We start from the raw sequence: 25,565 nt of genomic DNA, 5'->3' as shown, positions 1-25,565 counted from the left end.
GGTTAAGGACGCTCCATGGCCCGCGCCCGTGTCCTCCTGCTCAATGCCGCCCTCGGCCCGCTCGACTATCGCATCCCCCATGGCATGACGGCCAGGCCGGGCAGCATCGTGGTCGCCCCGCTGGGCCCGCGCCAGCTGGTCGGCGTGGTCTGGGACGAGGAATCCTTCCCGGATGTCGAGACGGTCGGCGACAACCGTCTGCGCAACCTGCTGGAAGTGCTTGACGCGCCGCCGCTGCCCGAAACGCTGCGCCGGCTGATCGAATGGACCGCCGACTATTATCTCGCCCCGCCGGCCGCCGTGCTGCGCATGGCGCTGGCGTCGATGTCGGCGCTGGAGGGAACGCGCACCGTCATCGAATATCGTGCCACCGGCCAGCTTCCCGATCGCATGACCGAACAGCGAACCCAGGCGATGGAGCGGATCGGCGACCGGCAGGGGCTGGTGCGCGAACTGGCGATGATCGGCGGGGTCAGCGATACGGTGATCCGCGGCCTGGTGAAGGCCGGCGCGTTCGAGCCGATCGAGGTCAGCGTCGACACCCCCTTCCCCGAGCCCGACCCGGCCCACGCGCCGCCGGCCCTGTCCGATCAGCAGATGGCGGCCGCGACCGACATGGCGGACGCAGTGCGTGCCCATGAATTCGCCCCCTTCCTGCTCGACGGCGTCACCGGATCGGGCAAGACCGAGGTCTATTTCGAGGCGATCGCCGCAGCCATCCGCGCCGGCAAGCAAACCTTGGTGCTGCTGCCCGAAATCGCCCTGACCGAACCCTTTCTGGAGCGGTTCGAGAAACGCTTCGGCACGGTCCCGGTCAACTGGCATAGTGGCCTGCGCCAGAGCGAGCGCCGGCGCGCCTGGCGCGCGATCGCGGCGGGCGAGGCCCGCGTCGTCGTCGGTGCCCGATCCGCCCTGTTCCTGCCCTACCCCAATCTGGGCCTGATCGTCGTCGACGAAGCGCATGAGGCGAGCTTCAAGCAGGAGGAAGGCGTCCATTATCACGCCCGCGACGTCGCCGTGATACGGGGCCTCATCGAACATTTCCCGGTCGTTCTGGCCTCCGCCACGCCGGCAATCGAGACACGGCATCAGGTCGATCTCGGCCGCTATCGCGAGATCAAGCTGCCGGCCCGTTTCGGCGGCGCACAGATGCCCGATATCGAGGGCATCAACCTACTGACCGATCCGCCCGAGCGCGGTCGCTGGATCGCCCCGCCGCTGGTGGTGGCGATGGAGGAAGTGCTGGCCAAGGGCGAGCAGAGCCTGCTCTTCCTCAACCGGCGCGGATATGCGCCGCTGACGCTGTGCCGCCATTGCGGCTATCGCTTCCAATGCCCCAATTGCACCAGCTGGATGGTCGAGCATCGGCTGACCAAGCGGCTCGCCTGCCATCATTGCGGCCATGTCATCCCGGCGCCGCGCTTCTGCCCCGAGTGCAAGGAAGAGGACAGCCTGGTCGCCTGCGGCCCCGGCGTCGAGCGCATCGCCGACGAGGTGAAGGCGCTGTGGCCACAGGCGCGGGTGGCCATCGCCACGTCCGACACCCTGCATTCGCCCGCCCGCGCTGCCGATTTCGTCAAGTCGGTGGAGGCCGGCGACATCGACATCATCGTCGGCACCCAGCTCATCACCAAGGGCTATCATTTCCCCAACCTGACGCTGGTCGGCGTGATCGACGCGGACCTGGGGCTGGAGGGCGGTGATCTGCGCGCATCCGAACGCACCTTCCAGCAGATCATGCAGGTCGCCGGACGCGCCGGGCGCGGCGAAAAGCCGGGCCATGTCTTCATCCAGACCCGCATGCCCGATGCCGAAGTGATCCAGGCGCTGATCGCCGGCGACAGCGAGCGCTTCTATCTGATCGAGACCGAAAATCGCCGCCGCGCCAATGCCCCGCCCTTCGGCCGCTTCGCCGCGATCATCATCTCCAGCGAGGACAGCGACGAAGCTGCACAGACCGCCCGGCTGATCGGCAAGTCGGCGCCGCAGGTGGAGGGCATGCGGGTCTATGGCCCCGCCCCTGCCCCCCTTTCCGTGCTGCGCGGCCGGCATCGCCACCGGCTGCTGATCCACGCCACGCGCCAGGTCGACATCCAGTCGGTGATCCGCGAATGGCTGGGGAATCTGGTGTGGAAATCGACCACCCGCGTCGCAGTGGACGTCGATCCCTACAGCTTCATGTGATGGCCGCGCCGATCGAGAGCCCCTGTCGCAATCTCTGTTCGCTCGATGCCGAGCGCAAGGGCTGCACCGGCTGCGGCCGCACCCTCGACGAAATCGTCCATTGGCGCAGCATGACCGATGCCCAGCGCACCGCCGTCATGGCGCGGGTGAAGGATTTCGAGCCGATCCGCCGTTAAAGCGGCATCGCATCGCCTGGTGCGACGATGATGACCACGCGGCGGTTTTCCTGACGGCCGACCTCGCTATCATTGCTCGCCACCGGCACCCGCAACCCCATGCCCACCGGATGCAGAGCCGCCGGTGCCATGCCGCCCGCCGCCAGCGCGTCGGCAACGGCCTGCGCCCGCTTCTGCGACAATTGCTCATTATAGGCGGCCGTGCCGGTATTGTCCGTATGCCCCTCCACCTTGGCGCCGCGCACTTCGACGGCGACCAGCGCGCTCGCGATCCGGCTGATCACATCGCGCTGCGCCGGGATCAGCACGCTCTGGTCGGTCGAGAACAACAGCCGGTCGGCCATGCCGAATTCCCAGTTGCTGCCGACCGGCTGAAAGCCATTGGCACGCAGCACCGTCTTCTGTGCTTCGGTGAAGCCATCACTCGGCTGCACCGTCTGACAGGCTGCCAGCAAAGTCAGCGCCAGGAGGGAAAGAAGCTTTCGCATATTGTTCCTCATCATCAATTCCGGCCGTCGCTCCGCGCCTTGGCCGCATACATGGCCGCGTCGGCATGGCGCAGCAGTGCGCGCGGATCGACACTGTCCTGTGGATAGAGAGCGCTGCCGATGCTCAGCGAGGATCGGATGCTGACGCCGCTCGGCAACATGATCGGCTGGGTCATGCCGGCCCCGATCTGGGCCGACATCTGATCGGCTTCGGCTCGGGTCGCCCCGGCCGCCAGGATCAGCGCAAATTCGTCGCCACCCAGACGGAAGGCCATGTCGCCCGGCCGCAAAGCCATGCGCAGCCGCGCCGCGATGACGATCAGCATGACGTCGCCGGCATCATGGCCATGGCTGTCATTGACCTGCTTGAACCGGTTCACATCGACATAAATGACCGCGAAGGACGTATCGCCTTCATCGGCCTGCGCCATGGTCGCCGCCAGCTCTCGCTCGAACATCGCACGATTGCCTAGGCCGGTCAGCGGATCGCGCGTCGCCTGGCGCTCCAGGATACGATTCTCGTTCAAAATGCCGGTGTGCCATTCGTCCAGTTCATCCAGCAGCGCATTGAAATCGCGCGCGAACTGATCGACCTCATGAATGCCGGCGACCGGCACGCGCCGATCGAACTGGCGGTCAGTGCGAACTGCATGGGCGACTTGTGCAATATGGGCCAGCGGTCCCGTCACGTCGCGCTGCAACCGCCGCGCCAGCAACTGGGTCGCGACGATGGTCAGACCAAGGCAGGCGAGCGCAGTGGCGACCCCGGACAGGATATAGCGCCCCAGCCCGCCGGCATCGCCGAACACCTGCACTTCGGCCACGACGACCGGCCCATGATGGACCGGCACCCGCACCGGGCTGGGCCAGAACAGCGCGTCCACGATCCGGGACAGGTTGCCGGCCATGCCGCGATCGGGCCGGTTCCAGGCCGCGATCAACCGTCCGTGACGATCATGCAACTCGACCGATCGCACGCTTTCAGATGCCGCCACCGTGGCGATCCCCTGTCGTGCCGCATCGACATCATCGAACACCAGAGCCGGCTCGACCGTATAGGCGACGGTCTGGGCGATCAGCGTCAGGTTCCGGGCGGCATAGCCGCGAATGACGGTGACACCTGTCACCGTCAGCGTCAGGCCCGCCATCAGCACGGCGAACAGGATCAGGCGCAGATGCGCCCGCGCCAGCAACTGACGCAAGGTCGGCATTGCGGTCGAACTTGGTTCGGCCATGGTCAATAGCCCCCCTTCGCCACGCGCAGCACGCGCGGATCGATCCGCACCGTGGATCGGGATACCGCATCGATGTTGAGCTGGAAGGACAGGGTCTGCGGCGCGAACAACAGGCAGAACATTGCCCCGCCCGCACAGTCGCGATCATCCTCCGCGATGGTCACCACCGGATTGCCGCGCACTGCCGCGATCAGCCGCTGGCGCACCACCGCGTCCAGGCTTCCGAGATAAAGCGCATCGCACCGCGCGGCCGGCGCGGCCTCGTCGGCGGCCAGCGCCACCGTGGCGATCCGCGCCCCGTTCGTCAGGCTGATCTCATCCAATTGGTCGCCATGGGCGACGACACCCGCCATACACATGCGCACGACCGGCCGCGCGGTTGGCCAGCGGGTAAATTCCAGGATGGATCCGACCATGCGCGCCACGCCGGCCGCCATCCGGTCGGGGCCGGGGCCGATCGGCATCGCCACCGGCCGCGCCAGCGGCAAGGCCACTGTCATGGTCGGCGTCATCAGCAACAGCCAGAACAACAGACTACGCAAGCCCACCCGCCCCCATCGAAGAAGGCGCGAGCCTATAGTTAATCAAAAGTTAAATTACGAGAATATTGTGACGCAAGCGGATCGAGAAAGGATCACTCACCTGTCGCCTTCGCTGTCATCTTTGCACGTCGCTCCCGCTCCAGCAGGTTCCGCTTGCGATCGACGCCATAGGCGTAACCGCCCAGGCTTCCGTCGCTGCGCAGCACACGATGACACGGCACCAATATTGCCAGGCCATTGTCGCCGCAGGCCGTCCCTGCCGCGCGCACCGCGCCCGGCCGGCCGATCGCCGCGGCGATCTCGCCATAGCTGCGCGTCTCGCCCGCCGGGATCGCCCGCAAGGCGGCCCAGACCGCCTGCTGAAAGGCGGTGCCGCCGACATCGGTTGGCAGGTCGGCCCCCGCCCCCGGATCATCCACCAGTGCAGCCACGACACGCGCCCAGCGATCCAGCGCTGCGTCCGAGGGCAACAGAGTCGCGTTGGGATATCGGCGGCGCAGGTCCGCCTCCCCTTCATCGAAGGCGATGCGGCACAGGCCGCGCTCGGTCGCCGCAACCAGCAGCGCGCCCAGGCTCGTCCCGATCACGACATGGCGGATATCGACACCGCGCCCGCCCTCGCGCCAGGCGCTCGGCGTCATGCCCAGATGCCGTTCGGCATCGGCATAGGCGCGGCTCGGCGCGTTATAGCCGGCCTCATAGATCGCATCGGTCACGCTGCCGGGCGTCGCCAGTGCCGCCTTCAGCCGCTCGGTGCGCAGATCGCGGGCATAGGCCGCCGGGGTCAGGCCGGTGATCCGTTTGAACAAGCGATGGAAATGATGCGGCGCATAGCCGACATGGTCGGCCATCTCCTCCAGCCGGGGCGGCGTTTCGGCGGTGCGGATCAGGCGGATCGCCGCTTCCACCGCCTGCTGGTCGCGCCCCACCTCATCCGGCCGGCAACGCAGGCAGGCACGGAAGCCCGCCGCACGGGCCGCCGCACCATCAGGCAGGAAGATCATATTCTCCCGCTTCGGGTGCCGGGCCGGGCAGCTGGGCTTGCAATAGATGCCGGTGGTCAGCACCGCGCCCACGAAGCAGCCATCCTGTCGGCGATCGCGCGCCAGAAAGGCGGTCCAGCAGGCTGCGGCATCGGGCATGGCGGCAGGGACGGGTTCGGGGCGTGTCATCTGGTTCATGGATATGGGGTAATCCAGACGGCTTGGCGAGGCTTCCCGTCGCTTGCGGTCAAAAGCACACGGCCCGTCGCATCCGCTTTTTCCCGATTGCCTAAAGCGGGCCTTCGCATATGTATGCGCCTCCTATGGTCGCCCTTTTCCGTCGCCTTCGCCCGATCGCCGCGCTTGTCGCGTCCCTCGTCCTGCTCAGCCCCGCACGGGCCGAACAGCAGGATATCACCGCCGCTGCGCGCAGCGTGGTGCGCGTCGCCCTGGTCGCGACCAATGGCGCGGACGCCTATTTCGTGGGCCATGGCAGCGGCATCGCGATCGCCCCGGACAAGGTGCTGACCAACGCCCATGTCGTCGAACTGGCGCGCGAGGAGAAGGATCTCGTCATCGGCGTGATCCCGTCGGAGGGCAAGAAAAGCTATGGCGGGCGGATCATCGCCTATTCGCCGGGCAATGACCTGGCCCTGATCCAGCTGGAGGAAGGCAGCCTGCCGGTTGCCACCTTCTATGCCGGGGCGGTCGATGACGGCCAGCATGTCACCGCCATCGGCTATCCCGGTACCGTCGATCGCGCCCAGGGCCTCAGCCTCAAGCAACTGGTCGAACCGCTCGGCACGGTGAAGACCAGCGGCAGCATCTCGTCCGGCCGCTCCAGCCAGAGCTTCGACACCATCCTGCACACCGCCCCGCTTGCCGCAGGCAACAGCGGCGGCCCGCTGGTCGATGATTGCGGCCGGGTGCTGGGCGTCAACAGCTTCGGCTCGATCTCGGACGGCAATGATGCCGAATTCGGCTTTGCCGTATCCTGGCGCGAAGTCGCCTCCTTCCTGCGCCAGGCCGGCGTGTCCTCGCTCCACACCGTCGTCGCCTGCCGCACCATGGCCGAAGCCGACGCGGCCGAAGCCTCGATCACCCAGCGCGAATCGCAGTTGACCGAACAGAATGACCGCGCCGCCGCCGACAAGCGCGAGCAGGCGCTGCAGCAGGCCCGCGACACCGCCGAGCGCGATGTTATTTCCGGCCGCGAAAATGCGATGGCGGGCGCCGCCGTGCTGCTGGCCCTCGCCGTGCTGGGCCTGGGGGCTGGCGGTCTCTTCTACAGCCAGGGCCGCGAAAAGCGTGCCACCTGGTTCATCGCCGGTGGCGGCATCCTGCTGATGGGCGCGCTTGGCCTGTTCGTCTTCAAGCCCAGCTTTGCCAGCATCGACGAGCGGGTGAAGCTGCCCGAGGACCAGAGCGTGGTCAGCAACAAGGCCTTTGCCTGGGCCGGCGACAATATCTGCCGGATCGACCTCAACCGCAGCCGGCTGACCGTGTCGCAGCCCAATGATGTCGGCCTGAACTGGACCGAGGGCGGCTGCGTCAACGGCGACACGCAGTATCAGGCGACCGGCACGACCTGGCAGCGTGCCCATGTGCCCGACGAGGGCAATTATGTCAGCCGCAGCGAATTCGACCCGGCCACCGGCCTGTTGCGGGTCCAGCGCTGGCTGCCCGACGGCGATACGATGGACAAGGCCCGCGCCCTGCTGAAGGATGGCCCGATCAAGGGATGCAGCAGCGATTCCACTATGTTGACCCGGATTGCGACGCTCCAGTCGGACCTCGCCGCGCTGCTGCCGCCCCAGCCGAACGAGCGGCTGGTCTATCATTGCCAAAAAGGACGGCTTGCCCCCGCAGACCCCGCTCCCTAGCCTGTCCGTTTTCCCGAAAAACTCAGTCAAATTGGCTTGATTTCGTCGATGCGATGGAATCGTGTCACATGACTTGCATAGTCATATTGGCACTGCTAACCGGCCCGACAACAGGGGACGGTTATTACTGCTCCCCCTCTTTTTGCATGACCGGCAAATCAAGTTGGAGGACGGTAAGCGCGTGGAGACTACCGGCGGTATTCAGGCCAGCCTCAGCGGCCGCTATGCGGTGGCGCTGTTCGATCTGGCCCGCGACGGCAAGACGCTCGACACCGTCGCAGCGAGCCTCGCGGCAATCAAGGCGGCGATCGCAGAATCGTCTGATTTCAAGGGCCTGATCAACAGTCCCGTTCTCAGCCGCGACGCAGCGGGTAAGACGATCGCGGCGGTTGCATCCGCCATGTCGATCGATCCGCTGACGACGAATTTCCTGGGCGTACTCGCCCAGAACCGTCGCCTCTCGCAGCTTCCCGCGGTCATCCGCGCCTATGAGACGCTGCTGTCGAATCACAAGGGCGAGGCCCGCGCCGAAGTGACGAGCGCGCATCCGCTCACCAAGACTCAACTGACCGCGCTGGCCAAGGGCCTCAAGGCGCGTGTCGGCCGCGACGTCGCCGTCGAGGCCAAGGTCGATCCCGCGATCCTGGGTGGGCTGGTCGTCAAGATCGGCAGCCAGATGATCGATTCCTCCATCCGCACCCGTTTGAATAGTCTCGCCCTGGCGATGAAAGGCTGAACATGGATATCAACGCCGCAGAAATTTCGAAGGTCATCAAGGACCAGATCGCCAATTTCGGCACCGAAGCGCAGGTCAGCGAAGTCGGTTCCGTTCTGACCGTGGGTGACGGCATCGCCCGCGTCCATGGCCTCGACAACGTCCAGGCGGGCGAAATGGTCGAGTTCGCCAATGGCGTTCAGGGCATGGCACTCAACCTCGAAGCCGACAATGTCGGCATCGTGATCTTCGGCTCGGACGCCGAGATCAAGGAAGGCGACACCGTCAAGCGCACCGGCACCATCGTCGACGTTCCCGTCGGCAAGGGTCTGCTGGGCCGCGTCGTCGACGGCCTCGGCAACCCGATCGATGGCAAGGGTCCGATCGAATATACCGAGCGCAAGCGCGTCGAAGTCAAGGCGCCGGGCATCATCCCCCGCAAGTCGGTGCACGAGCCCGTGCAGACCGGCCTGAAGGCGATCGACGCCCTCGTCCCCGTCGGCCGTGGCCAGCGCGAACTGATCATCGGTGACCGCCAGACCGGCAAGACCGCCGTCGCGATCGATACCTTCATCAACCAGAAGGGCATCAACGCGGGCGACGACGAAAGCAAGAAGCTCTACTGCATCTACGTCGCCGTCGGCCAGAAGCGTTCGACCGTCGCGCAGATCGTCAAGCAGCTCGAAGAAAATGGCGCGATGGAATATTCGATCGTCGTCGCCGCGACCGCTTCGGAGCCCGCTCCGCTCCAGTATCTGGCGCCCTATACCGGCGTCACCATGGGCGAATTCTTCCGCGACAACGGCATGCACGCCGTGATCGTGTATGACGATCTGTCCAAGCAGGCCGTCGCCTATCGTCAGATGTCGCTGCTGCTGCGTCGTCCTCCGGGCCGTGAAGCCTATCCGGGCGACGTCTTCTATCTGCACAGCCGCCTGCTGGAACGCGCTGCGAAGATGAACGACGCCAATGGCAATGGCTCGCTGACCGCGCTGCCGATCATCGAGACCCAGGCAGGCGACGTGTCGGCCTATATTCCGACCAACGTGATCTCGATCACCGACGGCCAGATCTTCCTCGAAACCAACCTCTTCTACCAGGGCATCCGTCCGGCCATCAACGTCGGCCTGTCGGTGTCGCGCGTCGGCTCGGCCGCGCAGACCAAGGCGATGAAGAAGGTTTCGGGCTCGATCAAGTTGGAGCTGGCCCAGTATCGCGAAATGGCGGCCTTCGCCCAGTTCGGTTCGGACCTCGACGCCTCGACCCAGAAGCTGCTGAACCGCGGCGCGCGCCTGACCGAACTGCTGAAGCAGGGCCAGTTCTCGCCGCTGCCGTTCGAAGAGCAGACCGCGTCGATCTTCGCCGGCACCAACGGCTATCTGGACGGCATCCCGGTCAAGGACGTGACCCGTTATGAAGAGCTGATGCTCGCCTATCTGCGTCACGACCACCCCGAAGTGCTGACCGCGATCCGCGACAGCAAGGATCTGGGCGACGACGCCAAGGGCAAGCTGAAGGCTGCGCTGGACTCGTTCGGCAAGACCTTCGCTTAAGACGCTGTGCTGACCGCCCATTCCCTTCTTGCCTGGACCGTGATGTCGATCGGTCTGGTGCTGCTGCCGGGGCCGGACACCATGTTGGTGGCCGGCCACGCGGCGCGCCGCGGGTTCAAGGCGGGAATGGCGGCGATCGGCGGCATACAGCTCGGCGGCCTGTTCTACATGCTGTTGTGCGGCTTCGGCTTCCTCAGCGTGCTGAATGCGGTGCCGGGGCTGTTCTTGGGCGTTAAGATCGCCGGTGCCCTCTATCTGGCCTGGATGGGCTTTGGCCTGCTGCGCGGCGCGATCAAGCCGGCGCCGGCAAGCGAAACGCCCAAGGTCCGGATCGGCGGATCGCCCTTCGCTCAAGGCCTGGTCAGCACCGTGCTGAACCCCAAGGTCGCGATCTTCTTCCTCGCCGCGCTGCCGCAGTTCGTGGGCACTGGCCCGGATGCGCCGTGGCAGGGCATGCTGCTGATCGCGATCGTCTATGGGCTGGGCTTCCTGTGGTGCGCCCTGCTCGCGCTGCTCGCCACCAAGGCGGGCCGCAAAGTGGGGCAGAGCAGCGCGATGCGCTGGTTCGAAGGCGCCATGGGCGTCGGTTTCTTTGGTCTCGCGGGCCGTTTGGCCCTTGCTCGGAATATTTGAACTATGGCTAGCCTCAAGGAACTGAAGCTGCGCATCGGGTCGGTGAAGTCGACCCAGAAGATCACCAAGGCGAAGCAGATGGTCGCCGCGGCCAAACTGCGCAAGGCGCAGGCCGCTGCCGAAGCTGCCCGCCCCTATAGCGAGCGACTGGAAGCGGTCGTCGCGAGCCTGGCGACCAAGATCGCCGGTGGCTCGGGCGAAGGCGCTTCGCCGCTGCTCGCCGGCACTGGCAAGGACGAAGTCCATCTGCTGGTCGTCGCCAATAGCGATCGCGGCCTTGCCGGCGCGTTCAACGCCAATATCGTTAAGGCCGCGCTGGCCAAGGCCCGCGCGCTGGAGCTGGATGGCAAGAAGGTGCTGTTCTACCTGATCGGCCGCAAGGGTCGTCCGGTCATCAACCGCACCTATCCGGGCAAGATCGTCGCCAATTACGACACCACCGGTGCCAAGGAGCCGGGCTTTGCCCAGGCCCAGGCGGTGGCGCAGGAACTCAGCCAGATGTTCCTCGACGGCAAGTTCGACGTCGCCCATCTCTTCTATTCGCGCTTCAAGTCGGCGCTCGCGCAGATCCCGACCGAACAGCAGATCATCCCGGTGAAGATCCCCGCCGACGCCGACCGCAACGCGATCGCCGCCACGGTGGAATATGAGCCGAGCGAGGAAGCGATCCTCGACGACCTGCTGCCGCGCAACGTCACGGTGCAGCTCTTCAAGGCGCTGCTGGAAAACAACGCGTCCGAACAGGGTGCGTCGATGACCGCGATGGACAATGCGACCCGCAATGCCGGCGACCTCATCAACAAGCTGACGATCCAGTATAACCGCAGCCGCCAGGCCGCGATCACCACCGAACTCGTCGAAATCATCTCGGGCGCCGAAGCCCTCTAAGGACAAGCAGGCAAGGACATAGTCATGGCAACCACCAACAATGTAGGCCGCATCTCGCAGGTCATCGGCGCCGTCGTCGACGTGACCTTCCCCGATGCGCTTCCGGCGATCCTTTCGGCGCTGGAAACCAGCAACAACGGCCAGCGCCTGGTGCTGGAAGTCGCCCAGCATCTGGGTGAGAACACCGTCCGCACCATCGCGATGGACTCGACCGACGGTCTGACCCGCGGCCAGGAAGTCACCGACACCGGCGCGCAGATCTCGGTTCCGGTCGGCCCGGCTACCCTCGGCCGCATCCTGAACGTCGTCGGCGAGCCGATTGACGAGCGCGGCCCGGTCGCCACCGAACTGCGTTCGCCGATCCATGCCAAGGCACCCGAGTTCGTCGACCAGTCGACCGACGCCTCGATCCTGGTCACCGGCATCAAGGTCATCGACCTTCTGGCCCCCTATGCCAAGGGCGGCAAGATCGGCCTGTTCGGCGGCGCCGGCGTGGGCAAGACCGTTCTCATCCAGGAACTGATCAACAACATCGCCAAGGGCCATGGCGGCACCTCGGTCTTCGCGGGCGTGGGTGAACGCACCCGTGAAGGTAACGATCTGTACCATGAATTCCTCGACGCCAACGTCATCGCCAAGGATGCCGACGGCAACGCGATCAGCGAAGGTTCGAAGGTGGCCCTGGTTTATGGCCAGATGAACGAACCGCCGGGCGCCCGTGCCCGCGTCGCCCTGTCGGGCCTGACGATCGCCGAATATTTCCGCGACGTCGAGAACCAGGACGTGCTGTTCTTCGTCGACAACATCTTCCGCTTCACCCAGGCGGGCGCGGAAGTGTCGGCTCTGCTCGGCCGTATTCCTTCGGCCGTGGGCTATCAGCCGACCCTGGCGACCGACATGGGTCAGCTGCAGGAACGCATCACCTCGACCAACAAGGGCTCGATCACCTCGGTGCAGGCCGTCTACGTCCCCGCGGACGACTTGACCGACCCGGCGCCGGCGACCTCGTTCGCGCATCTTGACGCCACCACCGTTCTCAACCGCGCCATTTCGGAACTGGGCATCTATCCGGCGGTCGATCCGCTGGACTCGACCAGCCGCGTTCTGGAGCCCCGCGTCGTCGGCCAGGAACATTACGACACCGCCCGTGCCGTCCAGTCGATCCTGCAGAAGTACAAGTCGCTGCAGGACATCATCGCGATCCTGGGCATGGACGAGCTGTCGGAAGAGGACAAGATCACCGTTGCCCGCGCGCGCAAGATCCAGAAGTTCCTGTCGCAGCCGTTCCACGTCGCCGAAGTCTTCACCGGCATCTCGGGCAAGTTCGTCCAGATCGAAGACACGGTGAAGTCGTTCAAGGCCGTGGTCGATGGTGAATATGACCATCTGCCCGAGAACGCCTTCTACATGGTCGGCGGCATCGACGAAGCCATCGAAAAGGCGAAGAAGCTGGCTGCCGAAGCAGCCTAAGCAACAAACCCTCCCCTCCCTTCCAAGGGAGGGGATTGAGGGGTGGGTAGCGAGCGAAGCGCGCTTCCTGTCTCTCGGCTAGGGCGCAGGCCATCGCATCGCGATGGCACCCACCCCCGGCCCCTCCCTGGAAGGGAGGGGGGAGATTTTAGAATGGCACTGCATTTCGAACTCGTGACTCCTGAAAAGCTCGTCCGCTCGGAAGAGGTCTATCAGGTCGTCGTTCCCGGCACCGATGGCGACTTCGGCGTGCTGGAGGGCCATGCGCCCTTCATGTCGACCGTGCGCGATGGCGCGATCCAGATCTTCGCATCGGCTGGCGCCGCGCCGGAAATCATCCCGGTCCAGGGCGGCTTTGCCGAGGTCAATGAAAAGGGCCTGACGGTTCTCGCCGAAAAGGCGGGCTGAGGCTTCCTGGCGCGCAGGCCGATGGGGGAGCCAGGCTCTTTCCAACCTGCCGCATTCATGCCAGACGAACGGACCAAGGGGCGCGCTTTGCGCCCCTTTTTCTTGTGAGTGCCGCCCGCCGATGACCGCCCTCGCCGCCAAGACCGCTGTTTCTGCGCCACCGGCCGGCTCTGGCGGCCTGCTCGCGCACACCGTTCCGGCCGGCTGGCTGATCGCCGCGCTGTTTGCCTGGCTCGGCCTCGACCAGTTGCTGCTCTGGCGCTTCCTGGACGTCGCCCCGTTCTGGGCCTATCCCCTCGCCCTGCTGCTGATCGGCGGGCTGTGCACCGTCATGCTGCGCACCATGCCCGACCGATCGGGACCGAGCATCGGCACGCTGCTGCTATGCACGGGGGTCTCTCTGCTGCTGCTGATGCTCGGCGGCGAAGGCCGGTTCTTCTATGCCAATGTCGACTGGCAGGTGCGGCTCGCCGCGCTTCGCGACATGGCCGTCAATCCCTGGCCCTTCGTCTATACCGAACGGGCTGTCCCCGACCTGTTGCGGGCGCCGATCGGCATGTTCCTCGCCCCTGCCCTGCTCTACAAGGCGCTGGGCGTGCGCGCGGGCGATATCGCATTGCTGGCGCAAAATTCCCTGCTGCTGGGCCTGACTCTCGCGCTTGCCGCGCAACTGTTCGACGGCCGGCGCGGTCGACTGGTCGCGCTGCTCGTCTTCCTCGGCTTCAGCGGCATAGACGCGATCGGCGACCTGGTCCTCAATGGCCGGCTGGGCGACCATCTGGAGGACTGGATCGGCCTCCAATATTCCTCGACCATCACCCTGGCCTTCTGGGTTCCGCAACATGCCATGTCCGGCTGGATCGGGGCGATGGGCTATCTGCTCTGGCGCCGCGAACGATTGCCATTGGCGTCCTATCTCGCACTGCTGCCGTTGACGGCCCTATGGTCTCCGCTCGGACTGATGGGCGCGATGCCCTTCGCCGCGCTGGCCGGCATCCGTACCCTGGCGGCGCGCCGGCTGCGTATCGCCGACATGCTGCTTCCGGCTCTGGCCAGCCTGTTGGCCGTCCCGTCCCTTCTTTATCTCGGCGCGGCATCTGGCGCGGACGTGGGACTAAGATTCCAGCCGATCCCGCCGCTGCAATGGTTGATGTTCCAGGGGATCGAAACCCTGCCCTATCTGGTGCCGTTGCTGTTGGTCGCCCGACCGTCGCGATTTGGCCGAGACACGCTCTGGCTGGCCTTCGCCTGGCTGATGCTGATCCCGTTCGTGCAGATCGGATGGTCGATCGATTTCATGGCGCGGGCATCCATCGCCGCGCTGGCCATCCTGGCAGCGATGCTCGCCGATGAGCTGGGCAATGGGACCGAACGGCGCACCTGGCTGATCGCCATGCTGCTGATCGGCAGCCTGACGGGACTGGCCGAAATCCGCCGCGCGCTTGTCCATCCGCCTGCGCCCGAAGTGCGCTGTTCGGTATCGAAGGCGTGGGACCAGACCTTTGCCGCCTTCCCCAAGGGATCCTATTTCGCGCCCCTGCCCGCCATGCCCGCCCTGGTGCGACCGGCAAGGCCCACACCTGTTCCTGCCAGCGAACCAGCCCGGTGCTGGGACGGACTATGGTTCAGTCCGCATAATTTCCGGCAGCCAGGATCAGGCGGAGAGAATCGCGTAAAGTGACAGGCCGATCGGGAAATTGATGCGGCCCAGCATGTGGCGTTCGGCCGCGAACACCTGTTGCAGCGAGCGATTGAGCCAGGGGGCCGGGCGGGCATCGAGCGGTGCTTCCCGCCGAAGCAACTGATGCGCCATCCGCTGGGCAACGGCGAGCGGGAACAACAGGCTGTTGAAATAGCCCGATGCCTCAACCCGCAAGCCGGCCGCCGCGGCGACGCCAGCAAGGCCATCATGGGTATAGCGGCGCTTGTGATGGTGCAGCACGTCATGATCGGACCATAGCCAGGGAACCGCCGGCACGGTGACGAGCAGTCGCCCGCCTGCCGCAAGCCGGCCGCGCAGTGCGGTGAGCGACGCTTCATCCTGGTCGACATGCTCCAGCACGTCGAGCAGGGCGATCAGGTCATAGCGCCGATCGCCGAAGCCGACCTTCTCCGGCAAGGCGCCTGCCTCCACGGTGGCGACGCCCCGCGCGGCCGCGATGGCCCGTGCTTCGTCATCATATTCAAGCGCATCGACGCTACCATGCTGCGCCAGAAGCGCCAGATTGCCGCCGGTACCGCAGCCGGCTTCCAAGATGCGGGCGTCATCGGGCAAGGCGACATGATCGCGGATCAGGCCATCGATGATGGCGCGGCGGGCGACGAACCACCAATGTTCGCCCTCCTGAGCATTCATGCTCGTATAGGCTGAGCGATCCATTCTTCGTCCCTTTCCAGTTGATCGAGCGTCGGGGTCGCGGCGCCCCCGACGTTGCGCGCCCCGGCATCGGCGGCGACGATATATAGTGGCCGCTGCCGCACCTCGCGGGCGATCCGCCCGACATATTCGCCCATGATGCCCAGGCTGAGCAGGTTAAGCCCGCCAAGGCCCAGCACGGCAACCATCATCGAGGCATAGCCGGGCACGTCGACGCCGGTCGCCAGCGTATGCACGACCAGAAAACCGGCATAGGCAAAGGCAATGAGCGCGATCGCGCCACCGACATAGGACCAGATGCGCAATGGCATGGTGGTCGACGCGGTGATGCCGTCCACGGCCAGGGACCAGAGCTTGCCCAGTCCCCATTTGCTGCGTCCGGTTTCCCGCCGCGCCCGGATATAATCGACCGTCGCGACCCGGAAGCCGATCCAGGAAAACAGGCCCTTGTTGAACCGGGCCTGTTCCCCCAATTGCTTGACGACATCGACGGCCTGCCGGTCAAGCAGGCGGAAATCACCGACATTTTCGGGAATGGGATAATCGGACAGGCGGTTGAGCAGCGCATAGAAGCCCCGCGCGCTCCAGCGCTTGAACCAGCTGTCGCTCGATCGATCGGCCCGCCGCGCGTTGACCACTTGGGCACCAGCGAGCCAGAGACGAACCATGTCGACGATCACTTCGGGCGGGTCCTGCAGATCGACATCGATCGGGATGACCGCGTCTCCGACAGCATGGTCGATGCCGGCCGCCAGGGCGGCCTCCTTGCCGAAGTTGCGCGACAGCCGGACATAGCGCAGGTCCGGGTTGAACCGCGACAATATCTCCAGCACGTCACCGGTGCGGTCCGCGCTGCCATCATCGACGAACAGATATTCGGCGCGCGCGTCAGCGCCGATCAGGGACAGCGCCTCATCCACAGCAGGCCGTGCCGCATCAAGGAAAAGGGAGATGCCATCCTGTTCGTTGAAAACGGGAATGACGATGGACAAGGTTCGCATGGCACCGAAATCCTGAAAGCCTGCAATCCCTATCGGCGAGATTGGTTAATGTCGGGTAACCGTGCCCCGCCCTTCACCCCGATCCGGTACGGCGCCATCCTTGCCGGCGATCCGCGATCCTCAGAATGGGCACCGGCGCATTAGCCATTTGTCAAAGTTTCCAGCTTATTCACCTTCTCCAGCCATGGTGAATCGGCCCATTTTGGGGTGGCTGGCCCGATCGCAGAATTCCGGCGGAGAGTTATGAGCGCATTTGGACGGAAAAATGGACCTGCCGGCATCAAGCCGGGTTTCGGCGTCGCCCGACCGATGCACAGCGGCGGCGCAGCGCGCGAGGAGGCCCCGCGCGGCGGCGAGCAGTTCCCGCCGCTCGACCTGGCGGCCCTGCCGGGCGAAATTCCGCTCGATCCGCTGTCGGCGCCGACCAGCCAGATGCAGCGCAATGCGGACGCCATGTCGCGCCTGTCCGAACGCGCCAATGCCGAACATGTCGCCGATGCCGGCCCGCAAGGGTTCGAGGCGTCGGTTCACAAGATCAAGGAACAGGTGCTTCCCCGCCTGCTCGAACGCGTCGATCCCGAAGCGGCCGCGACCCTCACCAAGGATGAACTGGCGGAGGAATTCCGGCCGATCATCATGGAAGTGCTCGCAGAACTGAAGCTGACGCTCAACCGGCGCGAGCAGTTCGCGCTGGAAAAGGTGCTGGTCGACGAGCTTCTGGGCCTCGGCCCGCTCGAGGAATTGCTGGCCGACCCGGACATCAGCGATATCATGGTCAACGGCCCGGAACAGACCTATGTCGAAAAGAAGGGCAAGCTCCAGATCGCACCGATCAAGTTCCGCGATGAAGAACATCTGTTCCAGATCGCCCAGCGCATCGTGAACAAGGTCGGCCGCCGCGTCGACCAGACCACGCCGCTGGCCGACGCCCGCCTGCCCGACGGTTCGCGTGTCAACGTGATCGTGCCGCCGCTCAGCCTCAAGGGCACGGCCATCTCGATCCGTAAATTCTCAGCCAAGCCGATCACCATCGACATGCTCGCCCAATGGGGCGCGATGAACCAGAAGATGGCGACCGCACTCAAGATCGCCGGCGCCTGCCGTTTCAACATCGTCATTTCGGGCGGTACCGGTTCGGGCAAGACGACGATGCTCAACGCGCTGTCGAAGATGATCGATCCGGGCGAGCGCGTGCTGACCATCGAGGACGCGGCCGAACTGCGCCTGCAGCAGCCGCACTGGTTGCCGCTCGAAACCCGTCCGCCCAACCTGGAAGGCCAGGGCGCGATCACCATCGGCGATCTCGTCAAGAACGCCCTGCGTATGCGCCCGGACCGCATCATCCTGGGCGAAATTCGTGGCGCGGAATGTTTCGACCTGCTCGCCGCGATGAACACCGGCCATGACGGTTCCATGTGTACGCTCCACAGCAACAGCCCGCGCGAATGCCTGGGCCGTATGGAAAACATGATCCTGATGGGCGACATCAAGATCCCGAAGGAAGCCATTTCCAAGCAGATCGCCGACTCGGTCGACCTGATCGTCCAGGTGAAGCGCCTGCGCGACGGTTCGCGCCGCGTCACCAACGTGACCGAAGTGATCGGCATGGAAGGCGACGTCATCGTCACCCAGGAACTGTTCAAGTTCGAATATCATGACGAGGATGACAGCGGTAAGATCATCGGCGAATATCGCTCGATGGGCCTGCGCCCCTATACGCTCGACAAGGCCCGCATGTTCGGCTTCGACCAGCCCTTCCTCGAAGCCTGTCTCTGACCCTCAGGGAATAAAGGCTTCCGCTCCCGCGTAGACGGGGATGTGAATCGTCACATCCTCATCGCGGGAGCAGCCTTTCTTGTCCGTTCGATCCCTTTCGCGCCATGGCCTTGCCGCCATGGCGAGCGCCTTTCTGGGCGATGCCGCGCTGGCGTCAGACGCCTATCCCGACGTGCCCGAACCGATGATCTTCGACATGATGCGGCCGCTGGGCGCCAAGCGCGGCGAACTGGAGGTCAATACGCTGGCGACCGTTCCGCTATCGGGCGATGACGACGCCGTCCATTGGGCGCCGGAAATCGAATATGCCTTTGCCGACGGCTTCGCGATCGAGGGCGAACTGCCCTTCGTCAACGGCCGGCTTGCTGAACTGAAACTGGGTCTGCAGGCGAGTTTCGGCACCACCGGCGGCGGACGCACCGGTCATGGCGTCCAATATCTCGGCATCTATGACCGCCGCGCCAAACAATATCGCAGCAGTTTCGCCTATATGGTGGCCCATCGCTACAATAGCCGCTGGAGCAGCGTGACGATGGCAGGGCTTGCCGACGTAAAGCTGTCGGGCGGCCATGGCCGCAACGGCGTGATCCTCAACCACTCAACCTTCTACGACAGCCGCGAAGGGCAGGTATTGGGGCTGGAGATCAATTATCAGGGCGGCAGCGAGGGCGGCCTGCTGCTGATGCCGCAATTGCACCAGCAACTGGGCGGCAATTTCGCCATGCAGGCGGGCCTTGGCGCGGAACGGCCACGCGGCGATATCTTCCGCCCCACCGCCGGCCTGCGCATCATTCGTCAATTTTAATTGCCCATCGATGGAATAGGCGCGATCCGACAAGCGTAAGCGGGGCATGACGCTGCATTCCCCGCTCTCTTCCCTTCGCGCCCATATTCATGCCGCCCTGCCGGTCGCCACGGCGCCGACATCATCCCGGCCGCTGAAGATCGCGCTGTTTTCGGGCAATTATGATTGCGTGCGCGATGGCGCGAACCGAGCGCTCAACCGCCTGGTCCGGCATATGCTGGACCAACATAAGGCAGAGGTGCGCATCTATTCGCCGACCGCGCCGACGCCGGCCTTCGCCTCGGCCGGCGATGTCCGATCGGTGCGCTCGCTCTGCATTCCCGGTCGCCCGGAATATCGGCTCGCGATCGGCCTGCCCCGTGCCGCCCGCGCCGATCTGGAGGCGTTCCAGCCTGACATCGTGCATCTGTCCGCGCCCGACCTGCTCGGCCGGCAGGCGCTGAACTGGGCGCGGCGCAACGCCGTGCCGACCGTCGCCAGCCTGCACACCCGGTTCGAGACCTATCTTGCTTATTACCGCCTCGGCTTCCTGCGGCGGCAGGTCGTGGCCTATCTCGATCGCTTCTATGGCGATTGCGACCGCATCCTCGCCCCGACCCCGCCGATCGCTGCGGACCTCGCCGCAATCCATGGCGCCGAGCGCATCGCGCTCTGGAGCCGGGGCGTCGATCGATCCGTCTTTCATCCGGCGATGCGAGATGAAAGCCTGCGCGCCCAGCTTGGCTATGCGCCCTACGATGTCATGCCGCTCTTCTTCGGCCGGCTGGTCCGGGAAAAGGGGCTCGACATCTTCGCCGACGCCATCATGGCGGCGCGCGCCAACGGTCTGTCGCTGCGCCCGCTGATCCTGGGCGATGGCCCGGCGCGCGATGCCCTCGCCCGCCATCTGCCCAATGCCAGCTTTGCCGGCCATGTCGAAGGGGCGCGCCTCGGCGCGCTGGTCGCCAGCGCCGACATATTGGTCAATCCCAGCGTCACGGAGGCGTTCGGCAACGTCAATCTGGAGGCAATGGCCAGCGGCCTTGCCGTCCTGTCGGCCGACGTCCCCAGCGCGTCCGCCCTGATCGATAATGGCGTCAACGGACTGCTGGTCCCGCCGGGAGACGTTAGCGCCTATGCCGGCGGCCTGGCTTCCCTCGTCCGCGACACCGGCCTAAGGCGGCGGCTCGGCCGCGCGGCGGAGGCGACGGCAGGCGACTATCGCTGGGACCATGTCCTGGATTCGGTGGCGCGCGTCTATCGCGAACTGGCGGGCGCCCCAATGGAATGATGTGGATGACGGGCAAGCGGACGGACATGGAAATGGAGGCGGACCTGCGCGCCATGCGCCGCTATGCCCGCGCCCTGTCGCGCGACCATGTCGTCGCCGACGATGTGGTGCAGGACGCCGTGATGCGCGCGATCGAACGGCGCGACCAGTTCCAGCCCGATCGCAGCCGCCGCCGCTGGCTGCTGGCCATCGTCCACAATGTCTTCATCTCGGCCAAGCGGCGCGAGGCGGCGGAAACGCGCCGCAATCTGGCCTTTGCCCAGATCCAGGTCGATCATGCCGATCCCGAACAGGAGGTACGCGCCGACCTGATACAGGTCGCCCGCGCCTTTGCCGACCTGCCCGACCATCAGCGCGCCGTCATGCACCTGACCGTGGTCGAAGGGCTGAGCTATCAGGAAAGCGCCGACCTTCTGGGCATAGCGGTCGGCACGGTAATGTCGCGCCTTGCCCGTGCGCGGGCGACATTGCGACAGGACAGAGACAGGCAGCCGCGCGATCGGCTGCGCATCGTAGGAGGACAGGATGAGTGAGGATCCTTCGGAGATCGAACTGATGGCCTATGTCGACGGCCAGCTCGATCCCGGCCGGCGCTTTGCGGTGGAGACCCGCCTGTCGCGCCGGCCCGACCTCGCCGCGCAGGTGATGGGCGACCTCAGCGCCCGCACCGGGCTGCGCCTGTTGGCGCAGGACCGCGCGCCCCTGCCCGAAACCATGGCGGCACAGGTGAGCGCGCTCCACCCGCCGGCCGCGCGCCATCGTCGCTTTGCGATTGGCGCCGGCGGCGGCCTTGCCCTGCTGGCGGCAAGCTTCGTTGCCCTTCTCATGGTACGCGACGGGCCGCCCGCCTATGTGGTCGATGCCGCAACCTCCCACCGCGTCGCCATGATCCGCGCCCGGATGCAGGGGCAGATCGAATCACCCAGCTTCGACCCGCGCGAGATATTGGCCAGCACCCATATCGACATTCCCGGCCTGCCCGCCGACTGGCGCGTGACCGATGTCCAGCTCTTCCCCGGTGAACGCACGCCCGCGCTGCTGATCGCGCTGCGCACGCCCGAAGGGCGCGACCTGTCCATCTATGCCATGCACCGGCGCACCGACGCCCCAGAGCGGCCGGATTCGGTGCGCGAGGGCGCCCAGTCGGTGGCCTATTGGCGGCGCGGCGACATGTCCTATGCGCTGACCGGCGAGGATGAACCGGCCGAGATCGACGCCACGGCGGAATCGATCGCGGGCAGCTGGTCCTGACCGGCCGGTCCATAAGCACCGGATTTCCTTGCCAGTGGGATGCGGGCACGGCACACCCTGCGCTCCAGATCCGTTGAGAGGTTGCCCATGTCCGCTTTTCCCCGCCGATCGATCGCGCTTGCCGCTGCCCTTGCCCTCCTGCCGCTGGGCGCGGCCGTCGCCCAGCATGCCGGCCATGGCGCCGATCCGGTGGCAGCCGCCATCGGCGCGTCCAGCCGCACCCCGGCCAATGTCGCCCGCGACAAATATCGCCATCCGCAGGAAACGCTCGCCTTCTTTGGCGTGACGCCGACCCAGACGGTGGTGGAATGGGCGCCCAGCGGCGGCTGGTACACGGAAATCCTGGCGCCGCTGCTGCGCGACAAGGGCAGCTTCTACGCGCTCCAGCCCACCGGCCGCTATCTTGACGGCTACAAGAAGTTCCTGGCCGAAAAGCCGCAGGCCTATGACAAGGTGAAGCTGGTCGCCTATCCCGAGGAAGCCGCCAGCATCCCGGCCAACAGCGTCGACACCGTGCTGACCTTCCGCAATGTCCACAACATGGTCATGGGCGGCAGCGAGGATGCGACCTTCAAGGCCTTTTTCGCCATGCTCAAGCCCGGCGGCACGCTGGGCATCGTCGACCATCGCCTGCCCGAGGATCGCGACACGGCGCTGGAAAAGAGCAGCGGCTATCTCAAGGTCTCGACCATCCGCCGCATCGCGGAAGGCGCGGGCTTCGAATATGTCGGCGCATCGGAAGTGAACGCCAATCCCAAGGACACGGCCGACTGGGAAAAGGGCGTCTGGACCCTGCCGCCGACTTTGCGTAACGGCGAAGTTGACAGGGCGAAGTATGTTGCGATCGGCGAGAGCGACCGCATGACGCTGAAATTCCGCAAGCCGCTCAAGTAAGAAACCCGACCCAGCCCGGTTGCGCCATCGCGTAACCGGGTTAAGGAAGCGGCGTGTCCAGCGCCGCCGCCCCGTCCCGCCCGCATCGCCCGCTCTTCGCCATCGGCCTGCGCCTGGTCGCGGTCATCTGTCTGGCGGTGATGTTCGTGACCGGTCGGGTTGCCGACGCCCATGGCGTCCATCTGGTCGAAACCCTGTTCTACCGTCAGGCACTTGCCCTGCCCGTGGTCTTCGCCTGGCTGGCGATGAGCAGCGGCATCGGCGCCATCCGCACCCGGCGGATCAGTGTCCATGCGACCCGCATGGTCATCGGCCTCACCGGCATGGCGCTCAATTTCCTGTCCTACATCCTGTTGCCGCCGGCCGAGGCGACGACGATCGGCTTCACCATGCCGATCTTCGGCACGATCCTGTCGGCGCTGATCCTGCGCGAGCCGACGGGCATCCATCGCTGGGCTGCGGTCCTGATCGGCTTTCTGGGCGTCCTCATCATGGTCCGGCCCGAAGGCGGCCATTTCCCGCCGATGGGCGTTGCCGTCGCCATCACCGCCGCGCTGGTGACGGCCAGCGTCAGCCTGGTGCTGCGGGAACTGGGCCGCACCGAGAGCGCGGGGGTCGTCGTCTTCTGGTTCACGGCCCTGTCAGTCCCACCGCTCGGCATCGGCATGCTCTTTTATGGTCAGGCGCATGACGCGCAGACCTGGGGCCTGTTGTTGATGATCGGCCTGTTCGGCGGCATCGCGCAACTCTGCCTCACCGCCGCGCTGCGCTGGGCGCCGGTGTCGGTGGTTCTGCCGATGGATTATAGCTCGATCCTGTGGACCACCCTGCTGGGCTGGGCGATCTGGGGCGACTGGCCGATGTGGACCACCTGGGTCGGCGCCGCACTGATCATCGCCAGCGGTCTCTATATCGCCTGGCGTGAACATCGCCACGCCAGGCGTATCGCGACTGGTTAGGCCAGCAGTTCCGCATCCAGGCTGATATCGGCCTTCAGCAGTTTCGATACCGGGCATCCGGCCTTCGCCTTCGCCGCCAGTTCCTGGAAGGTCGCATCGTCGGCGCCGGGGATCTTCGCCTTCAGCGTCAGCTTGCTCGCGGTGATGGCAAATCCGCCCTCCTGCTGCTCCAGCGTGACGACCGCGCTCGTCTCCATCTTCTCCGCCGTCAGTCCGGCTTCGCCCAGGATCAGCGACAATGCCATGGTGAAGCAGGAGGCATGGGCCGCCGCGATCAGTTCTTCCGGATTGCTGCCCGGCATGCCCTCGAACCGGGTCGCGAAGCCATAGGGATAGGCGTCGAGCGCGCCGCTCTGGGTCGAGATCGTGCCCTTGCCGTCCTTCAGGCCGCCGCTCCAGGCCGCCGAACCGCTGCGATTGATCTTCATGCCGATGCTCCTTGCTGTGAAGCGGAGGAACCCCAGCGGTTCCCCATGGTTGCATCAGAATAGAATGTTTTTGCAGGAGAGTGACAATGGCCGAGATGATGAGCGCGCATCGCCATGACCTGATCGCGTCCGACCGGGTCGAGGGCACCGCCGTCTACAACCGCCAGGGCGACAGGCTTGGCAAGATTTCCCATTTCATGGTCGACAAGCGCAGCGGCCATGTGCGCTATGCGCTGCTGTCCTTCGGCGGCTTCCTGGGCATGGGCAACGAACATTATCCCCTGCCCTGGTCGATGCTGGCCTATGATATGGACAAGGGCGGCTATGTGATCGAACTGGCCAAGGAGGTGCTGGAACAGGCGCCCCATTATCTGGACGAGGACCGGCCGGCCTTCGACGATGCCTATGGCCGCAACGTCTACCAATATTATGGGCTGATCTACCCCTGGTAGCTTTTCCCTGCCCGTTCAGGGGCTTGATGCGGGCGCGCGGCCATGGTGTCGACGCGCCCGTTTACCTGCCATTCAGGTTGCCCAGATTCTGACACATTTCGGCGCTCGCCCATTGTCTACCAGATGAATAGTATTATTTTGGGAGGCTCAGAATATAGGACGAGGATAAGGATAATGGAGCGATTCGGACATTCGGGTGACGCGCGCCAGCCGGTCGTGCTGACCATCCCCGGCCTCAACAACAGCGGCCCGGATCATTGGCAGACATTGTGGGACAGCGGACGCGGCGATTGCCAGCGCGTCGACCTGGGCAGCTGGGCCAGCCCCAATCGCAATGCCTGGGTCACGCGGCTCGACGCTGCCATTCGTCAGGCGGATGGGCCGGTCATCCTGGCGGCGCACAGCCTGGGCTGCCTGGCCGTCGCCTGGTGGGGTGCCCTGCAAAGCCAGGCCTATGGCTGGCCGGTGACCGGCGCGCTGCTGGTCGCGCCGCCCGATTGCGACCGGATGGAAACGCCCGAGACGATCGGCGGATTCGGCCCGACGCCGCGCACGCCCCTGCCCTTCCCGTCGATTCTCGTCGCCAGTCGCAACGACCCCTATATCTTCTTCGAACGCGCCCACAGCATCGGCAAGAATTGGGGCAGCCAGTTCGTCGATGCCGGCCATAGCGGCCATATCAACGCGGATTCGGGGCTGGGCGCCTGGGGCTTTGGTCAGGCGCTGCTGGAACGGCTGATCGACAATGCGCAGGAACAGGCGTCCGCCGTGCGCCAGATGCGCCCGGCCATGCCGATGGCGCGCCTCGATCGCCCGTCCGACGGGCTGCGCATGACCAGCTGATATCGGCCCCAGACATCGCCGGGGCGCGACAAGAGAATCTTGCGCGCCCCTTATATTTGCTTTTTTGTCTACTAATGCAGTTGAGTTAAAACGCGGCCAGAGGGATGAACATGACCGAACATAGAACCATCGAACTTCGCCACAGCCGCGCCGAAAGCCAGCGCCCCGACATCATCGCCAGCATCGACAAGGTGCGCGACGTACTGGAAGGGCTGCGCTTCGGCTCCATCACATTGACCGTCCATGACGCCCGCGTCGTGCAGATCGACGTCACCGAAAAGACGCGCCTGACCGCCTGACCGATCAAGGGAGGGCAAGCGCATAGATCAGGGCATGTCGGGGATGGCATGC

27 protein-coding genes are annotated in these 25,565 nt (G+C 65.4%); 20 read left to right on the top strand and 7 right to left on the bottom strand.

Annotated elements, in window-relative coordinates:
* Nucleotides 1-15 precede the first annotated feature (15 nt).
* Both DIZ22_RS00970 and DIZ22_RS00965 read left to right on the top strand, forming a co-directional pair.
* Entirely contained in the window at nt 16-2,184 is a 2,169-nt protein-coding gene (locus DIZ22_RS00970) for a primosomal protein N' (RefSeq protein ID WP_048938601.1), read from the top strand.
* Nucleotides 2,184-2,360: a DUF1289 domain-containing protein gene (locus tag DIZ22_RS00965; protein WP_048938600.1), complete on the top strand. Its 177-nt coding sequence runs from the start codon at nt 2,184-2,186 to the stop codon at nt 2,358-2,360. Before DIZ22_RS00970 ends, DIZ22_RS00965 begins: the two co-directional genes overlap by 1 nt.
* On the opposite strand, the gene DIZ22_RS00960 is transcribed toward DIZ22_RS00965, so the two are convergent.
* The 4 genes from DIZ22_RS00960 to ada form a co-directional block, all read right to left on the bottom strand.
* Complete coding sequence (locus tag DIZ22_RS00960) at nt 2,357-2,848, bottom strand: OmpA family protein (protein WP_048938615.1); 492 nt, start codon at nt 2,846-2,848, stop codon at nt 2,357-2,359. The genes DIZ22_RS00965 and DIZ22_RS00960 overlap by 4 nt on opposite strands.
* 14 nt (nt 2,849-2,862) lie before the next feature.
* Entirely contained in the window at nt 2,863-4,083 is a 1,221-nt protein-coding gene (locus DIZ22_RS00955; protein ID WP_122927857.1) for a diguanylate cyclase, read from the bottom strand.
* A 2-nt stretch (nt 4,084-4,085) separates the two neighbouring features.
* On the bottom strand, nt 4,086-4,631 hold the full coding sequence (locus DIZ22_RS00950) for a YfiR family protein (protein WP_234415643.1): 546 nt from the start codon (nt 4,629-4,631) through the stop codon (nt 4,086-4,088).
* Nucleotides 4,632-4,717: 86 nt separating this feature from the next.
* Nucleotides 4,718-5,806 carry a bifunctional DNA-binding transcriptional regulator/O6-methylguanine-DNA methyltransferase Ada gene (gene ada, locus DIZ22_RS00945; RefSeq protein ID WP_048938598.1) on the bottom strand — a complete coding sequence of 363 codons (1,089 nt, stop codon included), beginning with the start codon at nt 5,804-5,806 and terminating at the stop codon, nt 4,718-4,720.
* Nucleotides 5,807-5,931: 125 nt separating this feature from the next.
* On the opposite strand from ada, the gene DIZ22_RS00940 reads away from it, so the two are divergent.
* From DIZ22_RS00940 to DIZ22_RS00905, 8 genes are all read left to right on the top strand, one after another.
* Entirely contained in the window at nt 5,932-7,491 is a 1,560-nt protein-coding gene (locus DIZ22_RS00940; protein ID WP_048938597.1) for a serine protease, read from the top strand.
* Nucleotides 7,492-7,672: 181 nt separating this feature from the next.
* Complete coding sequence (locus DIZ22_RS00935) at nt 7,673-8,227, top strand: F0F1 ATP synthase subunit delta (protein WP_004210769.1); 555 nt, start codon at nt 7,673-7,675, stop codon at nt 8,225-8,227.
* Nucleotides 8,228-8,229: 2 nt separating this feature from the next.
* A complete protein-coding gene (gene atpA, locus DIZ22_RS00930) occupies nt 8,230-9,759 on the top strand; it encodes a F0F1 ATP synthase subunit alpha (protein ID WP_004210768.1) in 1,530 nt (509 codons plus the stop codon).
* Nucleotides 9,760-9,801: 42 nt separating this feature from the next.
* Nucleotides 9,802-10,392 carry a LysE family translocator gene (locus DIZ22_RS00925; RefSeq protein WP_037511450.1) on the top strand — a complete coding sequence of 197 codons (591 nt, stop codon included), beginning with the start codon at nt 9,802-9,804 and terminating at the stop codon, nt 10,390-10,392.
* A 3-nt stretch (nt 10,393-10,395) separates the two neighbouring features.
* On the top strand, nt 10,396-11,280 hold the full coding sequence (locus DIZ22_RS00920) for a F0F1 ATP synthase subunit gamma (RefSeq protein ID WP_004210766.1): 885 nt from the start codon (nt 10,396-10,398) through the stop codon (nt 11,278-11,280).
* Nucleotides 11,281-11,304: 24 nt separating this feature from the next.
* Complete coding sequence (gene atpD / locus DIZ22_RS00915) at nt 11,305-12,750, top strand: F0F1 ATP synthase subunit beta (protein ID WP_004210765.1); 1,446 nt, start codon at nt 11,305-11,307, stop codon at nt 12,748-12,750.
* A 153-nt stretch (nt 12,751-12,903) separates the two neighbouring features.
* On the top strand, nt 12,904-13,158 hold the full coding sequence (locus DIZ22_RS00910; RefSeq protein ID WP_048938594.1) for an ATP synthase F1 subunit epsilon: 255 nt from the start codon (nt 12,904-12,906) through the stop codon (nt 13,156-13,158).
* Nucleotides 13,159-13,279: 121 nt separating this feature from the next.
* Nucleotides 13,280-14,839, top strand: coding sequence for a hypothetical protein (locus tag DIZ22_RS00905; protein WP_048938593.1), 1,560 nt, complete (start codon nt 13,280-13,282; stop codon nt 14,837-14,839).
* Here the strand turns inward: DIZ22_RS00905 and DIZ22_RS00900 are convergent.
* Together DIZ22_RS00900 and DIZ22_RS00895 are read right to left on the bottom strand one after the other, a co-directional pair.
* Entirely contained in the window at nt 14,813-15,538 is a 726-nt protein-coding gene (locus DIZ22_RS00900; RefSeq protein WP_048938592.1) for a class I SAM-dependent methyltransferase, read from the bottom strand. The genes DIZ22_RS00905 and DIZ22_RS00900 overlap by 27 nt on opposite strands.
* Nucleotides 15,511-16,536, bottom strand: a complete 1,026-nt coding sequence (locus tag DIZ22_RS00895; RefSeq protein WP_048938591.1) for a glycosyltransferase family 2 protein — start codon at nt 16,534-16,536, stop codon at nt 15,511-15,513. Before DIZ22_RS00895 ends, DIZ22_RS00900 begins: the two co-directional genes overlap by 28 nt.
* Nucleotides 16,537-16,779: 243 nt before the next feature.
* Here DIZ22_RS00895 and DIZ22_RS00890 point away from each other — a divergent pair, with 243 nt between their 5' ends.
* From DIZ22_RS00890 to DIZ22_RS00860, 7 genes are all read left to right on the top strand, one after another.
* Nucleotides 16,780-18,312 carry a CpaF family protein gene (locus DIZ22_RS00890; RefSeq protein WP_004210759.1) on the top strand — a complete coding sequence of 511 codons (1,533 nt, stop codon included), beginning with the start codon at nt 16,780-16,782 and terminating at the stop codon, nt 18,310-18,312.
* A 79-nt stretch (nt 18,313-18,391) separates the two neighbouring features.
* Nucleotides 18,392-19,117 carry a hypothetical protein gene (locus tag DIZ22_RS00885; RefSeq protein WP_234415644.1) on the top strand — a complete coding sequence of 242 codons (726 nt, stop codon included), beginning with the start codon at nt 18,392-18,394 and terminating at the stop codon, nt 19,115-19,117.
* A 46-nt stretch (nt 19,118-19,163) separates the two neighbouring features.
* Nucleotides 19,164-20,387 carry a glycosyltransferase family 1 protein gene (locus DIZ22_RS00880; protein WP_048938589.1) on the top strand — a complete coding sequence of 408 codons (1,224 nt, stop codon included), beginning with the start codon at nt 19,164-19,166 and terminating at the stop codon, nt 20,385-20,387.
* Nucleotides 20,388-20,392: 5 nt separating this feature from the next.
* A complete protein-coding gene (locus tag DIZ22_RS00875) occupies nt 20,393-20,920 on the top strand; it encodes a sigma-70 family RNA polymerase sigma factor (protein WP_234415645.1) in 528 nt (175 codons plus the stop codon).
* Nucleotides 20,913-21,638, top strand: a complete 726-nt coding sequence (locus tag DIZ22_RS00870) for an anti-sigma factor (protein WP_048938587.1) — start codon at nt 20,913-20,915, stop codon at nt 21,636-21,638. Before DIZ22_RS00875 ends, DIZ22_RS00870 begins: the two co-directional genes overlap by 8 nt.
* Nucleotides 21,639-21,725: 87 nt before the next feature.
* Nucleotides 21,726-22,532 (top strand): class I SAM-dependent methyltransferase, encoded by an 807-nt coding sequence (locus DIZ22_RS00865; protein ID WP_010338569.1) that lies wholly within the window; start codon nt 21,726-21,728, stop codon nt 22,530-22,532.
* A gap of 53 nt (nt 22,533-22,585) precedes the next feature.
* A complete protein-coding gene (locus DIZ22_RS00860) occupies nt 22,586-23,491 on the top strand; it encodes a DMT family transporter (protein ID WP_048938586.1) in 906 nt (301 codons plus the stop codon).
* On the opposite strand, the gene DIZ22_RS00855 is transcribed toward DIZ22_RS00860, so the two are convergent.
* The gene (locus tag DIZ22_RS00855) at nt 23,488-23,919 is read right to left on the bottom strand and encodes an OsmC family protein (protein ID WP_017500508.1); all 432 of its coding nucleotides are present in this window, start codon (nt 23,917-23,919) and stop codon (nt 23,488-23,490) included. The two genes, DIZ22_RS00860 and DIZ22_RS00855, sit on opposite strands and share 4 nt — an antisense overlap.
* An 86-nt stretch (nt 23,920-24,005) precedes the next feature.
* On the opposite strand from DIZ22_RS00855, the gene DIZ22_RS00850 reads away from it, so the two are divergent.
* The 3 genes from DIZ22_RS00850 to DIZ22_RS00840 all read left to right on the top strand — a co-directional run bounded on the left by DIZ22_RS00850 (nt 24,006) and on the right by DIZ22_RS00840 (nt 25,513).
* Nucleotides 24,006-24,371, top strand: coding sequence for a PRC-barrel domain-containing protein (locus tag DIZ22_RS00850; RefSeq protein WP_004210742.1), 366 nt, complete (start codon nt 24,006-24,008; stop codon nt 24,369-24,371).
* Nucleotides 24,372-24,545: 174 nt separating this feature from the next.
* On the top strand, nt 24,546-25,214 hold the full coding sequence (locus tag DIZ22_RS00845; RefSeq protein ID WP_010338566.1) for an alpha/beta hydrolase: 669 nt from the start codon (nt 24,546-24,548) through the stop codon (nt 25,212-25,214).
* Between the two features lie 110 nt (nt 25,215-25,324).
* Nucleotides 25,325-25,513, top strand: coding sequence for a YezD family protein (locus DIZ22_RS00840; protein WP_010338565.1), 189 nt, complete (start codon nt 25,325-25,327; stop codon nt 25,511-25,513).
* Nucleotides 25,514-25,565: the final 52 nt, after the last annotated feature.

The organism is Sphingobium sp. LF-16 (assembly GCF_003711185.1).
Classification (GTDB): Bacteria; Pseudomonadota; Alphaproteobacteria; order Sphingomonadales; family Sphingomonadaceae; genus Sphingobium; species Sphingobium yanoikuyae_A.
Note: the sequence above shows the minus strand (reverse complement) of the source record. Positions and strands in the feature narration are given on the sequence as shown.

What these genes read in the sequence shown, in the direction of transcription:
- DIZ22_RS00895 (WP_048938591.1), bottom strand. Translation starts at nt 16,536, where the DNA reads ATGCGAACCTTGTCCATCGTCATTCCCGTTTTCAACGAACAGGATGGC.
- DIZ22_RS00880 (WP_048938589.1), top strand. Translation starts at nt 19,164, where the DNA reads ATGACGCTGCATTCCCCGCTCTCTTCCCTTCGCGCCCATATTCATGCC.
- DIZ22_RS00850 (WP_004210742.1), top strand. Translation starts at nt 24,006, where the DNA reads ATGGCCGAGATGATGAGCGCGCATCGCCATGACCTGATCGCGTCCGAC.
- DIZ22_RS00925 (WP_037511450.1), top strand. Translation starts at nt 9,802, where the DNA reads ATGTCGATCGGTCTGGTGCTGCTGCCGGGGCCGGACACCATGTTGGTG.
- atpA (WP_004210768.1), top strand. Translation starts at nt 8,230, where the DNA reads ATGGATATCAACGCCGCAGAAATTTCGAAGGTCATCAAGGACCAGATC.
- DIZ22_RS00965 (WP_048938600.1), top strand. Translation starts at nt 2,184, where the DNA reads ATGGCCGCGCCGATCGAGAGCCCCTGTCGCAATCTCTGTTCGCTCGAT.
- atpD (WP_004210765.1), top strand. Translation starts at nt 11,305, where the DNA reads ATGGCAACCACCAACAATGTAGGCCGCATCTCGCAGGTCATCGGCGCC.
- DIZ22_RS00910 (WP_048938594.1), top strand. Translation starts at nt 12,904, where the DNA reads ATGGCACTGCATTTCGAACTCGTGACTCCTGAAAAGCTCGTCCGCTCG.
- ada (WP_048938598.1), bottom strand. Translation starts at nt 5,806, where the DNA reads ATGAACCAGATGACACGCCCCGAACCCGTCCCTGCCGCCATGCCCGAT.
- DIZ22_RS00875 (WP_234415645.1), top strand. Translation starts at nt 20,393, where the DNA reads ATGACGGGCAAGCGGACGGACATGGAAATGGAGGCGGACCTGCGCGCC.
- DIZ22_RS00955 (WP_122927857.1), bottom strand. Translation starts at nt 4,083, where the DNA reads ATGGCCGAACCAAGTTCGACCGCAATGCCGACCTTGCGTCAGTTGCTG.
- DIZ22_RS00970 (WP_048938601.1), top strand. Translation starts at nt 16, where the DNA reads ATGGCCCGCGCCCGTGTCCTCCTGCTCAATGCCGCCCTCGGCCCGCTC.
- DIZ22_RS00920 (WP_004210766.1), top strand. Translation starts at nt 10,396, where the DNA reads ATGGCTAGCCTCAAGGAACTGAAGCTGCGCATCGGGTCGGTGAAGTCG.
- DIZ22_RS00855 (WP_017500508.1), bottom strand. Translation starts at nt 23,919, where the DNA reads ATGAAGATCAATCGCAGCGGTTCGGCGGCCTGGAGCGGCGGCCTGAAG.
- DIZ22_RS00840 (WP_010338565.1), top strand. Translation starts at nt 25,325, where the DNA reads ATGACCGAACATAGAACCATCGAACTTCGCCACAGCCGCGCCGAAAGC.
- DIZ22_RS00845 (WP_010338566.1), top strand. Translation starts at nt 24,546, where the DNA reads ATGGAGCGATTCGGACATTCGGGTGACGCGCGCCAGCCGGTCGTGCTG.
- DIZ22_RS00870 (WP_048938587.1), top strand. Translation starts at nt 20,913, where the DNA reads ATGAGTGAGGATCCTTCGGAGATCGAACTGATGGCCTATGTCGACGGC.
- DIZ22_RS00900 (WP_048938592.1), bottom strand. Translation starts at nt 15,538, where the DNA reads ATGGATCGCTCAGCCTATACGAGCATGAATGCTCAGGAGGGCGAACAT.
- DIZ22_RS00960 (WP_048938615.1), bottom strand. Translation starts at nt 2,848, where the DNA reads ATGCGAAAGCTTCTTTCCCTCCTGGCGCTGACTTTGCTGGCAGCCTGT.
- DIZ22_RS00940 (WP_048938597.1), top strand. Translation starts at nt 5,932, where the DNA reads ATGGTCGCCCTTTTCCGTCGCCTTCGCCCGATCGCCGCGCTTGTCGCG.
- DIZ22_RS00865 (WP_010338569.1), top strand. Translation starts at nt 21,726, where the DNA reads ATGTCCGCTTTTCCCCGCCGATCGATCGCGCTTGCCGCTGCCCTTGCC.
- DIZ22_RS00905 (WP_048938593.1), top strand. Translation starts at nt 13,280, where the DNA reads ATGACCGCCCTCGCCGCCAAGACCGCTGTTTCTGCGCCACCGGCCGGC.
- DIZ22_RS00890 (WP_004210759.1), top strand. Translation starts at nt 16,780, where the DNA reads ATGAGCGCATTTGGACGGAAAAATGGACCTGCCGGCATCAAGCCGGGT.